This window comes from Mycobacterium sp., assembly GCF_036488105.1.
In the GTDB taxonomy this organism is placed as follows: domain Bacteria; phylum Actinomycetota; class Actinomycetes; order Mycobacteriales; family Mycobacteriaceae; genus Mycobacterium.
Genome location: NZ_DASXHW010000264.1, coordinates 1 through 12186, shown reverse-complemented (window position 1 = coordinate 12186; position 12186 = coordinate 1). Strand labels below are relative to the sequence as shown.

13 protein-coding genes and 1 pseudogene are annotated in these 12186 nt (G+C 66.7%); 2 read left to right on the top strand and 12 right to left on the bottom strand.

Annotation, left to right across the window (positions count from 1 at the left end):
* The 8 genes and pseudogenes from VGH54_RS13675 to sepIVA all read right to left on the bottom strand — a co-directional run.
* A pseudogene (locus VGH54_RS13675) lies at positions 1 to 455 on the bottom strand (signal recognition particle-docking protein FtsY); the annotation flags it as partial.
* 12 nt (positions 456 to 467) lie between these two features.
* The gene (gene smc, locus VGH54_RS13670; protein ID WP_331512552.1) at positions 468 to 4061 is read right to left on the bottom strand and encodes a chromosome segregation protein SMC; all 3594 of its coding nucleotides are present in this window, start codon (positions 4059 to 4061) and stop codon (positions 468 to 470) included.
* A gap of 11 nt (positions 4062 to 4072) precedes the next feature.
* A complete protein-coding gene (locus VGH54_RS13665; protein WP_331512551.1) occupies positions 4073 to 4357 on the bottom strand; it encodes an acylphosphatase in 285 nt (94 codons plus the stop codon).
* Entirely contained in the window at positions 4344 to 4757 is a 414-nt protein-coding gene (locus VGH54_RS13660) for an OsmC family protein (protein WP_331512550.1), read from the bottom strand. Before VGH54_RS13660 ends, VGH54_RS13665 begins: the two co-directional genes overlap by 14 nt.
* A 38-nt stretch (positions 4758 to 4795) precedes the next feature.
* Positions 4796 to 5656 (bottom strand): DNA-formamidopyrimidine glycosylase, encoded by an 861-nt coding sequence (gene mutM / locus VGH54_RS13655; RefSeq protein ID WP_331512549.1) that lies wholly within the window; start codon positions 5654 to 5656, stop codon positions 4796 to 4798.
* Complete coding sequence (gene rnc, locus VGH54_RS13650; protein ID WP_331512548.1) at positions 5657 to 6355, bottom strand: ribonuclease III; 699 nt, start codon at positions 6353 to 6355, stop codon at positions 5657 to 5659.
* Positions 6348 to 6935 (bottom strand): DUF177 domain-containing protein, encoded by a 588-nt coding sequence (locus VGH54_RS13645; RefSeq protein ID WP_331512547.1) that lies wholly within the window; start codon positions 6933 to 6935, stop codon positions 6348 to 6350. The genes rnc and VGH54_RS13645 overlap by 8 nt, the downstream gene beginning before the upstream one ends.
* Before the next feature lie 52 nt (positions 6936 to 6987).
* On the bottom strand, positions 6988 to 7725 hold the full coding sequence (gene sepIVA / locus VGH54_RS13640; protein ID WP_331512546.1) for a cell division protein SepIVA: 738 nt from the start codon (positions 7723 to 7725) through the stop codon (positions 6988 to 6990).
* A gap of 238 nt (positions 7726 to 7963) precedes the next feature.
* Between sepIVA and VGH54_RS13635 the strand changes: the two genes are divergently transcribed.
* On the top strand, positions 7964 to 9142 hold the full coding sequence (locus tag VGH54_RS13635) for a permease (protein ID WP_331512545.1): 1179 nt from the start codon (positions 7964 to 7966) through the stop codon (positions 9140 to 9142).
* Positions 9143 to 9261: 119 nt separating this feature from the next.
* Here the strand turns inward: VGH54_RS13635 and VGH54_RS13630 are convergent, their stop codons facing one another.
* On the bottom strand, positions 9262 to 9711 hold the full coding sequence (locus VGH54_RS13630) for a MarR family winged helix-turn-helix transcriptional regulator (RefSeq protein ID WP_331512554.1): 450 nt from the start codon (positions 9709 to 9711) through the stop codon (positions 9262 to 9264).
* A gap of 216 nt (positions 9712 to 9927) precedes the next feature.
* Here VGH54_RS13630 and VGH54_RS13625 point away from each other — a divergent pair, with 216 nt between their 5' ends.
* Complete coding sequence (locus VGH54_RS13625; protein ID WP_331512544.1) at positions 9928 to 10554, top strand: hypothetical protein; 627 nt, start codon at positions 9928 to 9930, stop codon at positions 10552 to 10554.
* 53 nt (positions 10555 to 10607) lie between these two features.
* On the opposite strand, the gene coaD is transcribed toward VGH54_RS13625, so the two are convergent.
* The 3 genes from coaD to VGH54_RS13610 all read right to left on the bottom strand — a co-directional run.
* Complete coding sequence (coaD, locus tag VGH54_RS13620; protein WP_331512543.1) at positions 10608 to 11096, bottom strand: pantetheine-phosphate adenylyltransferase; 489 nt, start codon at positions 11094 to 11096, stop codon at positions 10608 to 10610.
* Positions 11097 to 11119: 23 nt separating this feature from the next.
* Positions 11120 to 11674 (bottom strand): 16S rRNA (guanine(966)-N(2))-methyltransferase RsmD, encoded by a 555-nt coding sequence (rsmD, locus tag VGH54_RS13615; protein WP_331512553.1) that lies wholly within the window; start codon positions 11672 to 11674, stop codon positions 11120 to 11122.
* The coding region (locus VGH54_RS13610) for a biotin/lipoyl-containing protein (protein ID WP_331512542.1) at positions 11671 to 12186 on the bottom strand (516 nt) is incomplete at its 5' end. The genes rsmD and VGH54_RS13610, both read right to left, overlap by 4 nt.

Below are 12186 nucleotides of genomic sequence, written 5' to 3'. Positions count from 1 at the left end.
CCTAAGAGGCTGCGGCCCAATGCATTCTGCGATCTGGCCAGCCGGCCGCGTAGTCGCTCCAGCCGCCCCTCCGGCGGGACGATCTCCTCAGCGGCAGGTGCCTCCGTGGCAGGTGCGGGCTCGACCGGTGGCGCCGGCTCGGCCGGCGGTGTGGTCGTATCAGGCCCGGGCAGTTGCACATCGGAGACCGTGCGCTTCGGCGCATCGCGCGGAATGGTGGCGTCGTCACCGACAGCGGGCAGCCCCGTGGTGTCGATAAGGTCGGGAGTTTCGGTGCGGCTGAACGTGATTCCTGATGACGCGGTGTAGCCGCCGGAACGATCCAGGGTTGGTGTCTGCTCGCCGGCCGACAGGGTGATCTGACGACGGCGATAACGCAGCAGCCCCAGCACCAGGACGGCGATAACGATCAGTGCGGCAGCGACCGCAATCGCGATCCACAGACCTTGCGGCAACGTGTTCCTCGCTTAGGTAGTCGTGACCAGCTGGTTGACCTGCTGGCCGCGCATGCGTTGAGAGATCACCGCGGTAATGCCATCGTCGCGCATCGTCACGCCGTAGAGCGAATCGGCGACTTCCATGGTCGGCTTCTGGTGAGTGATGACGATCAGCTGCGACTTGGCCCGCAGCAGCTCGAACAGGCCGAGCAGCCGACGCAGGTTGGTGTCGTCGAGCGCGGCCTCGACCTCGTCCATGATGTAGAACGGCGATGGCCGGGCCCGGAAGATGGCGACGAGCATCGCCACCGCGGTCAGCGCCTTCTCCCCTCCGGACAGCAGCGACAGCCGCTTGACCTTCTTGCCGGGTGGACGGGCCTCGACCTCGATCCCGGTGGTGAGCATGTCGTCGGGGTTTGTCAGCAGCAGACGGCCCTCGCCGCCGGGAAACAGCGCGGCGAAAACCCCTTGGAATTCCCGCTCCACATCGACGTAGGCCTCGGTGAACACCTGCAGGATGCGGGCGTCGACATCGGCCACCACGTCCAGCAGATCTTTGCGCGCGCCCTTGACGTCCTCGAGTTGGGTGGACAGAAAGTTGTAACGCTCTTCCAGCGCGGCGAACTCCTCCAGCGCCAGCGGATTGACCCGGCCCAACTCAGCCAGCTCTCGTTCGGCCCGTTTGGCGCGACGTTCCTGGGTGGGCCGGTCGAACGGCAGCGGGGCCGGCGCCGTCACCTGTTCGCCGCGCTCGCGGGCTTGCTCGTATTCGGCCATCTCCAGCTCGGTCGGCGGCAGCGACACTTGCGGGCCGTATTCGGCGACCAGGACGTCGGGCGCCATGCCGAATTGCTCGAGCACCATTTGTTCGAGCTGCTCGATGCGCAGCGCCGCTTGGGCTTTGGCCACCTCGTCGCGGTGCAGCGATTCGGTCAGCGTGCCGATCCGGGTGCCCAGCGTGTTGACCTCGTCGCGGACCGCCGCCATCGCCGCCGACCGCTGGTGGCGCTCGGCGGCCAGCAGGTCGCGGTGTCGCGACGCGGCCCCGACCACTTGCCCCAGTCGGGCGGCCAGCTGACGTCCGGCGTCGGCAACCGCGGCAGCCATCGCGGCCGCGTGCTGGCGCGCGGCGCGGGCCTGCTGGGCCCGCACCCTCGCCTCGCGCTCCGCGGCGGCAGCGCGGCGCAGCGAATCCGCCTTTCCGCGAACGGCATTGGCGCGTTCTTCGGCGGTCCGCACCGCCAACCGGGCTTCCACCTCGACACCGCGGGCGGCCTCAGCCGCGGCCGCTATCTGGTGACGGTCGACGGGCTCGGCCGTGACGTGTTGGGTCTGTTCGACGTTGCTCAACCGGGTCTCGAGTTCGCCGAGTTCACCGAGGGTCTCGGCACGCCCGGTCTCCAACTCCTCGCGTTGGCGCGTCAGCCTGCGCCACTCCTCGTCGGCGGCGCGGGCGTCCTGACCCATTCGACCGAGCTGCTCGTAGATCGCCGAGATGGCCGCGTCGGACTCGTTGAGCGCAGCCAAAGCCTGCTCGGCGGAGTCCTGGCGAGCGGCCTGCTCGCTCATCGCCCCGGACAACGCCGCGACGAGCTCGCTGGTTTGCGTCTCGGCTGCGGCGAGTTCGGCACGCGCCTTGGCGATTTCGGAGGTGATCTCCAGCGTGGAGGGTTTCCGGTCCGAACCGCCGCTGACCCAACCGGCCCCCACCAGATCGCCGTCGCGGGTGACTGCGCGCAAACGTGGCTGCGCCGCAACGAGATTCATCGCCTCACTCAGGCCGCCGACCACAGCGACGCCGGAAAGCATGGCCACCAGCGCGCCGCGCAACCGGGTCGGCGCCTCGACGAGGTCCAGCGCCCAGCGCGCGCCGTCGGGCAGCGCGCCCGCCGGCGCGCGATCGTGTGCGGGCCAGTCGCTCAGCACGATGGCCGCCCGGCCGCCGTCGGCCTGTTTCAGCGCGGTCACCGCATCTGCCGCCGCGGTGAAGCTGTCGGCGGCCAGCGCGTCGGCGGCTGCGCCGAGCACCGCGGCCAGCGCGGCCTCATGACCCGACTGCACTTTGACAAGCTTCGCAACAGAGCCGAAAATTCCCGCGCTGCTTCGGTTTTGAGTGAGCCAGGCGGCCCCGTCTTTGCGCTCCAGGCCCACGGACAAGGCGTCGATGCGGGCCCGCAGGGAAGCCACTTGACGTTCGGCGCCGCGCTCAGCGGATTGCAGTTCGGCGACCCGCGCGTCGGCCAACCGCAACGCGGCGATCGTCCGGTCGTGATGCTCGTCGAGTCCGACCTCGCCTTGGTCGAGCTCACCGACCCGGCCCTGCACGGTTTCGAACTCGGCCTTGGCCTGCTGGGCACGCGCAGCGGCTTCCTCGATGCGCTCCGACAGCTTGGCCACGCCGTCGTCGATCGACTCGACCCGCGCCCGCATGGTCTCCACCTGGCCGGCCAGTCGCGCCAAGCCTTCGCGGCGGTCGGCCTCGGCCTGCACCGCCGCCACGTGGGCCTGCTCGGCTTCGGTGGCGGCCCGTTCGCGGTCGGCCAGCTCCGCACGGGCGGCATCAAGCCGGGTGCGGGTAGCGGCCAGTTCGCCCAGCAGCTGCTGCTCGGCGGCGGCCACCTCGGCGGCCTCGGCCTCCAATTCGTCGGGATCGGGGCCACCGGTCGACGTGGTCTCGATATCCAGATGCTGCGCGCGCTCACTGGCGATCCGCACGGTCGCTCCGACCCGTTCGGCCAAGGCGGACAACTGAAACCAGGTCTGCTGGGCGGATTCGGCGCGCTCGGACAATGCCGTCAACGCCGTCTCGTGGGCGGCCAGCTCTTCGGACGCCACCGCCATCCGGGCCGAGGCTTCGTCGTGCTCGCGGCGCAGCATCGCCTCGGCCTGGTTGGTGTTGTTGAGCTCGCCTTGGCGGGTGACCACGTCGTCGGCGGCCAACCGCAGCCGGGCATCACGCAGATCGGCCTGGATGGTTTGGGCCCGCCGGGCCACTTCAGCTTGGCGGCCAAGCGGTTTGAGCTGGCGGCGCAGCTCGGTGGTCAGGTCGTTCAACCGGGCCAGGTTCGCCGACATCGACTCGAGTTTGCGGACGGCTTTTTCTTTGCGCTTGCGGTGTTTGAGCACACCGGCGGCTTCCTCGATGAATGCCCGACGATCTTCGGGCCGGGATTCCAGGATTTCGCTGAGCTTGCCCTGCCCCACGATCACATGCATTTCGCGGCCGATGCCCGAGTCGCTCAGTAGTTCCTGGACATCCATCAAACGGCAGGTGCTGCCGTTGATTTCGTACTCGCTGGCTCCGTCGCGGAACATCCGGCGGGTGATCGACACCTCGGAGTATTCGATTGGCAACGCGTTGTCGGAGTTGTCGATGGTGACGGTGACCTCGGCGCGCCCCAGCGGAGCGCGAGACGAGGTGCCTGCGAAGATGACGTCCTCCATCTTGCCGCCGCGCAACGTCTTGGCGCCCTGCTCCCCCATCACCCAGGCCAGCGCGTCGACCACGTTGGACTTGCCGGACCCGTTAGGGCCGACCACTGCGGTGATGCCGGGCTCAAACCGCAGAGTCGTCGGCGAGGCGAAGGACTTGAAGCCCTTCAGCGTCAGACTCTTGAGGTACACGGCGAGCCAGACTACCGCTCGGTGAAGCCGCTGATGGCTTCGCCGCGCGGCGACCAGTCGACCACAACTGTGTCGACGTGGCCTGGTGTTTTTCCGCCCTGCAACTCCAGTAACAGCCGTTCACACGCGTCACGCGAACCCTGCGCGACCACCATCACCCGGCCGTCGGGAAAGTTGGCGGCGTAGCCGGTCAGGCCCAGCTCCAGCGCGCGCGAGCGGGTCCACCATCGGAAACCGACGCCTTGCACCCGGCCGTGCACCCATGCGGTGAGCCGGACGTCGTCAATGTCCGACATCTACGACCCGGAAGTTGACTTTCGTTCCCGATTTCAGCGTTCGCCCGACCGTGCACACCTGGTCCACGGCGCGCTGGACCACGGTGAGAACGCGCGCCGTCTCGGCGTCAGCCAAACCCGACAGGTCGATTTCAAGCGCCTCCTCAAGCAGCGGGTATACCTCTTGCTCACGGTCGGCGTCGCCGGACACCCGGACGGTCGCCTGGTAGGCGTCGCCGAGCCGGCGGGCCAACGGTCCGTCGCTGGACATCCCGCTGCAGGCCGCGAGCGCGATCTTCATCAGCTCGCCCGGCGTGAAAACCCCGTCGACGTCTTCGGAGCCGACGAGCACCTCCGCGCCCCGCGAGCTATGACCGGTGTAACGGCGCACTCCGGTGCGCTCGACCCACAGTTCCGTCATAGGCTTCTTTCTACCGTGCGTGACCGTGTCAGCCGGCATCAGCTCCGCGGCCGCGGCTGACAGCGGGGGCAATAGAACGACGAGCGGTTCATGAACTTCTCCCGGCGGATGACCGCGCCGCAGCGCTTGCACGGCTTCCCTTCGCGGCCATACACGTTCAGCGATCGGTCGAAGTAGCCGGACTGGCCGTTGACGTTGACGTACAGCGAGTCGAACGACGTGCCACCCTGCGCCAGCGCGTCGCGCATCACCTCTGCGGCGGCTTCCAGCACCATCGTGAGCTGCTTGCGGGTCAGCGCCTCGGCCAGCCGTGCGCCGTTGACCTTCGCCCGCCACAGCGCCTCGTCGGCATAGATGTTGCCGATTCCCGACACCACGGTCTGGTCGAGCAGCTGCCGTTTGATCTCAGAGTGCTTGCGCCGCAACACTTTCACCACCGCGTCGATGCCGAAGCGCGGATCCAGCGGATCGCGTGCCACGTGCGCGACCGGCACCGGGACGACGCTGCCGTGTACGGTGACCAGATCGGCCAACAGCCAGCCGCCGAACGTCCGCTGGTCGACGAAGCTCAGCGTGGTGCCGTCGTCGAGGAGCGCGGCGATGCGCAGATGACCGGCGTTGGGGACGTCTCCGAGCAGCATCTGTCCGCTCATACCGAGGTGCACGACGAGCGCTTGGTCGACGCCGCTCGGGCCGTCCAGGGTGAGCCACAGATATTTGCCGCGTCGGTCGCTCCCGGTGATCCGGGCGTCCAGCAGCCGCGCGGTCAGGTCGGCCGGGCCGGCCTCGTGGCGGCGCACGGCGCGGGGGTGGTGCACTCGCACGGCGGTGATGGTCTTGCCCACTACGTGGGTCTGCAATCCGCGCCGCACCACCTCGACCTCGGGTAGTTCGGGCATCTAGCCGGCGGTTTCCCCGGGTACGGCGCCGTCGAGTTGGTCCAACACCTGGCACGCCATTTCGGCGGCCTTCTGCTCGGCTTCTTTCTTGGTCCGGCCGATTCCGGACCCATAACTGGTCTCCATCACGACGACCACCGCGGTGAATTCTCGCTGATGATCGGGACCGGTCGAGGTGACGTGATAGGACACCGCGCCGAGGCCGCGGGCCGCGGCCAATTCCTGCAGGCTCGTCTTCCAATCCAAAAGGCCACCGGCGTCCAGCAATTCACTGAACAGCCGCAGGATCACCTTCCGGGCGGCTTCGATGCCGTGGTGCAGATAGATCGCACCGAGCAGCGACTCCAGGCTATCCGCGAGGATGCTGGATTTATCGGTCCCGCCAGATTTCAGCTCGCCGCGCCCCAGTAGCAGGTGCGCTCCAAGCCCGTCGTCGGTCAGCGAACGCGCGACGTCGGCCAGCGCGTGCGTATTGACCACGCCGGCACGCATTTTCGCCAGGTCACTCTCTGGGCGCTCGGGGTGCCGGTGGAACAGTTCGTCGGTCACGGTCAAACCCAGCACAGCGTCACCGAGAAATTCCAGGCGTTCGTTGGTGGGCAGCCCGCCGTGTTCGTAGGCGTAACTGCGGTGGGTCAGCGCCAGGGTCAGCAACTGGTCGGGCAGATCGACCTCAAGCGCGTCAAGCAGATCACTCATTGGCGACGCCGTCTTTGTCCGAGCCCAGCATGGTCGCGAGTTTGGTCCAGCGCGGGTCGATTTCGTCGTGGTGATGGTCAGACTCGGCGGTCGCCAGCGCGACACCACACGTGGGACACAGTCCCGGGCAGTCGGTTCGGCACACCGGCGAGAACGGCAGCTCCAAGCCAACCGCGTCGACGATCGGCTGTCGGAGGTCGACGAAGTCGTTGACGACCCGGCCGACCTCGTCCTCCTCGGTGGTCGCTTCGGTGAGGCTGTCCGGATAGGCGAACAGCTCGGTCAAATCGACGTCAATGCGTTCGGTGAACGGCGTCAGGCAGCGTGCACATTCGCCCGTGATCGGTGCCGACAGCGTCCCGCTGACCAGCACGCCTTCCGAGACCGACTCGACCCGAAGGTCGAGGTCCAACGGGGCGTCGGGCGCAATTCCGATCATTTCCAGCCCGATGCGCGCGGGACTGGCCACCGTCTCGTGCAACGCGAACATCGATCCCGGGCGTCGTCCCAGCCGTGCGACGTTGACGACGAGCGGCGAACCCGGGTCCGGTTGTTCCGTGCGGTGGTGCTTCCGGGCCATGTCCGCAATTCTACTGGCGGGCTATCAGCTTGCTCGCCCGCTGGTAGGAGTGCTACCGCTGCGCGTAATCGTGTACGCCGGCCGCGGTGCGCAGTTGGTGGCGGCCACGGTTGACCGAGCGCAGGGTGGTGTTGAGGTGCTCCTCGAACTCGGCGAGCTTGCTGTCGACGTAGATGTCGCATTCGCCGCGTAGCCGGTCAGCCTCCACGTGGGCGGCGTCGATCAGCCGCGCCGACTCGGCGTTGGCCGACTGCACGACTTCAGTCTGCGATACCAGGCGCTGTTGTTCTTTGATCCCTTCTTGAACGGCCTTCTCGTAGGAGATGTTGCCGTTTTCGATGAGCCGGTCGGCTTCGGACTTGGCCCGGCCGGTGGCGGCCTCGAACTCGCGTTTCGCCGCCGCGGCGATGCGCGTCGACTCCTCGCGGGCCTCGCCAACCATCCGCTCGCTGTGCTGGCGCGCCTCCCCGACCATCCGGTCTGCCTGGGCCTTCGCGTCAGCCAGGATTCGGTCGGCCTCCGAGCGGGCGTGGTTGAGCAGTGAATCCGACTCGGTGGTCGCCGAGGACATCAGGGAGTCCGCATGCGTCTTGGCTTCGTGTAGCAGCGAGTCGCGGGCGTCCAGCACGTCCTGGGCGTCGTCGAGCTCACCGGGAATAGCGTCCTTGATGTCGTCGATCAGTTCGAGCACGTCGCCACGAGGCACGACGCAGCCCGCCGTCATCGGCACGCCGCGAGCCTCCTCGACAATGGCACCCAGCTCGTCGAGCGCCTCAAAAACTCGGTACACGGCAACACCCTCCCGGAATCGTTGTTGTTACCAGTGTGCCTGGTGTTGCTTCTGTGACTGCGTTGCCAGGCTCGGTGTGTCGGCTTTTAGGGCGCCAAACACCCAATTACCTGCACACTTGACGTAATTATGTCGGTTCTCGCGCTGCCGCGGCAACGTTGGACCGGCGCAAAATGCAGTCAGACCCCGACGGTGAACGATCCGGAATACCCCCTGGGGGTATTCCGTTGGAGGAGCCATGGCACACGAAGTGGCACATGCGGTGGAGCACGCGTTAGCCCTGTCAGGGTCGATGACCTGGGAGATCCTGTGGGCCCTGATCCTGGGCTTCGCCCTGTCCGCGGTGGTGCAAGCCGTGGTGCGCCGCTCGACGATCGTGGCGCTGCTCGGCGACGACCGGCCCCGCACGTTGGCTGTCGCGGCAGGCCTGGGGGCCGCGTCCTCGTCGTGCTCCTACGCCGCGGTGGCCCTGGCCCGGTCGTTATTCCGCAAAGGCGCGAACTTCACCGCCGCCATGGCCTTCGAGATCGGCTCGACCAACCTGGTGGTGGAGTTGGGCATCATCCTGGCCCTGCTCATGGGTTGGCAGTTCACCGCGGCCGAATTCGTCGGCGGCCCGCTGATGATCGTGGCACTTGCGGTGTTGTTCCGACTGTTCGTGCGTACTCGGCTCATCGATGCCGCTCGCCGGCAGGCCGATCGCGGGTTGGCGGGCTCGATGGAAGGCCATGCCGCCATGGACATGTCGGTCCAACGCGAGGGCTCGTTTTGGCAGCGACTGCTGTCACGGGAAGGCTTTACCTCCGTCTCGCACCTGTTCGTCATGGAGTGGGCGGCGATTCTGCGCGACCTGGTGGTGGGGTTGTTGATCGCGGGCGCCATCGCGGCCTGGGTGCCGGAATCGTTCTGGCAACACTTCTTTTTCGCTGATCACCCGGTGCTATCGACGCTGTGGGGACCAATCGTGGGCCCCATCGTGGCCATCGTCTCGTTCGTCTGCTCGATCGGTAACGTGCCACTGGCCGCGGTGCTGTGGAACGGCGGCATCAGCTTCGGTGGCGTCGTCGCGTTCATCTTCGCCGACCTGCTCATCCTGCCAATCCTGAACATCTACCGGAAGTACTACGGCACAAGGATGATGCTGACGTTGCTAGCCACCTTCTATGCCGCCATGGTCACGGCCGGCTATATCGTCGAATTATTGTTCGGCGCAGCAAGTCTCATTCCGTCACAGCGCAACGCCACGGTGATGGAAGCAGGCATCTCCTGGAACTACACCTCTTGGCTGAACATCGCCTTCCTCGTGCTGGCAGCGGTGCTCGTCGTCCGGTTCGTCAAGACGGGCGGTGTCCCCATGCTCCGCGCCATGGGCGGCTCCCCCGACGCCGAAGACGACCACAGCCACCACAACCACTAGCCGCATCTACCGCAAACTCAAGATCCGCTCACGCATAAAGCTTTACCGGGCATGGGAATCCGGCAAAGCTCTCGATTAGCGACGGAGCTCGCCGCTTCGTAAAGGCGTTGCCCGCGAAGCTAATCGCCGCACGGTGAGGCGTCGTTAGACGACGGGTTACCGGCACGGTAGAGCAGCAGTTTGAGTTGACGCCGCTCGGCCGGGCTGAGGTGCGCCAATAGGTGTTCGTCGGACGACGCAACGGCCGCCTCCGCTCGCCGGAGAAGTGCGCTGCCCTTACGGGTGAGCTGAGCCGGCAGGGCACGGCCTGAGGGCGCGGTCGCGGGGCGGGTCACCAGACCCACCTCTTGCAGCCCTTGCAAAACCTGGTTCATCGCTTGGGCGGTCACGTGCGTGTGACGGGCGAGCTCGGCGCTGGTGCGGCCCGGATCTTCGTCCAGAATGCGCATGCAGACGAATTCGGGCAGTCCGAGCCCGAGCGGTCGCAACGCCTGGACCGCATGCGGGCGCAGTCGCGCCATCAACCCGCGCACCAAAAAGCCCAGCGCCTGATCCTCGAATTCGGTCATCCCCACCATGCTGACATGGAAATACAAGCCAAGTGCCGCATTGGTCGGCGCGCCGTTCGGGTGCGTCAGCACAGCGACCGAGCGACCGTGGCCGGACTCTGAGATCTCCAATATCAAGTTCCTTGACACGTATCTGTTGCGCGGGTATCAAGGAGCTAGATATGCAAGTTGGCGGCCGGCCGGTCGGCTGTTCGCCTTAACCAAAGGAGAACAAGGATGTTCGGAGGCGGATTTTCGGGCGGCCCCGGTTGGGGCGGCCCTGGGTTTGGCGGACCGGGCTTTGGTGGCCCCGGTTTCGGTGGTCACGGCTGGGGTGGACATGGCGGGGCCGGCGGTCCCGGCTTTGGCGGTCCCGGTTTCGGAGGGCACTGGGGCCCACCCGGCCCAGGCGGGCGCCACAAGCGACTAGTCGTCGGTACCGCAGCGCTGCTGCTCGACGGGCCCGCTAACGCTGAGCAACTCGTCCAGCGCGTTTCAGACGCCACCGAAGGTGCGTTCGCGCCGCCGCAAGAGATCGTGGAACTCGCGATCGGCAAGCTGGCCGGCCGCGGCTTCGTGAGCGTCGACGACGGGGTGGCAACCCTGACCGAGTTGGGCCGGAATGTGTTGCAGTGGAAAGGCATCAGTAGCGAGAGCATCCACGCGCGGCTGGCTCAGGCCGGCAAGTTCGGGGATGTCGCCAAGATTCGTTGGGGACTCTTCGAGATCGCCGGGCTGGCACGGACCATCCATTGGTCGGGCACCGACGCGCAGAAGGAAAAGCTTGCTGAGGCGCGGACGAAGGTCCTGACAGCGATCACCGAGGCGAAGCAGTCGTTGCACGCCGCCCTCGCTGAGAGCTGATGTAAACCAAATCATCGGCGCGGCCGTGGCTTTCGCCCGGCCGCGCTGATGATTTATTGCCCCATGCCCGAGCGCAGTTTGTCGGCCAGCCGACGATTCACCGGGTCAGGAAGCAGTTCGGACACGTCGCCGCCCAGCGTCGCGACCTCTTTCGCGAGTGACGACGACACGAATGAATACCGCGGCGTGGTCGCCACGAAGAACGTGTCCACGCCGGCGACGTGCTTGTTCATCTGCGCCATCTGAAGCTCGTACTCGAAGTCGGTGCCGGTGCGCAGACCCTTGACGATGGCCGTCAACCCCTGGGCGCGAACGAAGTCGACCACCAAACCTTGTCCCGCCTCCACACGCAAGTTAGGCAGATGCGTGGTTGACTCCCTGATCATCGCGATCCGCTCCTCGATATCGAACATGCCCTTTTTGGCGGGATTGATCAGGATCGCGACGACCACTTCGTCGAACTGAGCCGCGGCCCGTTCGAAGACATCGATGTGGCCCAATGTCACCGGATCGAAGGAACCGGGGCAGACGGCGCCGCTCATGACGAATGACGGTACACGCTGAGTCAGAGCCGTTCGGCCAGCTCCAACCGGGTGTCGCCGTAAACCCGCTGCTGCCAGGGTTGCCAACCGGGCGGCCAGCTCAGCGTTGGCCCGCTGGTAGCACGCTCCACCACAACCACGGTTCCCTCGCTCACCCAGCCGTGCGCGGCCAGTGCACTCAGCAGGCCCTCGATCTCGCTCGCTTGGACGTCGTAGGGCGGGTCAGCCAGAACAAGGTCAACCGGCGCTGCGGTTCCCGCGGCAATGACTGCCCCAACCAACCCCCGACGCAACGTCGCACCGGGTAGGCCGAGTGTCGCGATGTTGCGCTCGAGCACCGTCGCCGCGCGACGGTCCGACTCGACGAACGTCGCCGAGGCAGCGCCGCGCGATAGCGCTTCGAGGCCCAGCGCACCCGAGCCCGCGTACAGGTCGAGCACCCGCAGACCGGTCAGGTCGAGCCGCGCAGTCACGATGCTGAACAGTGACTCGCGCACCCGGTCGGTCGTCGGCCGAGTTCCCCGCGGCGGGACGGCGATGCGCCGGCCCCCGGCGACACCGCCGATGATTCGCGTCAGGCGAGCACCACCAGCAGGTCCCCGCCCTCGACCTGGGCTGTGGACGAGACCGCCACCCGCTCCACGGTGGCATCGGCGGGCGCGGTGATCGGGGCTTCCATCTTCATCGCCTCGATGGTGGCGATGGTCTGACCGGCCTTGACCTTGTCGCCGGCTGAGACGCCGACGGTGACCACACCGGCGAAGGGTGCCGCGATGTCATTCGGATTGCCCCGGTCCGCCTTCTCCGCGGCCGGAACCGCACTGGCAATGCTGCGATCACGCACTTCCACCGGCCGGAGTTGACCGTTGATGATGCACATCACCGTGCGCATCGCGCGTTCGTCAGGCTCGGAAATCGCCTCGAGGCCGATCAACAGCTCCACACCCGGCTCCAGTTGCACCCGGTGCTCCTCGTTTTGCCGAAGGCCGTAGAAGAACTGGTTGGCCGACAGCCGCGATGTGTCACCGTAGGTCTCTCGATGCGACTCGAATTCCTTTGTCGGCCCCGGAAATAGCAGGCGGTTGAGGGT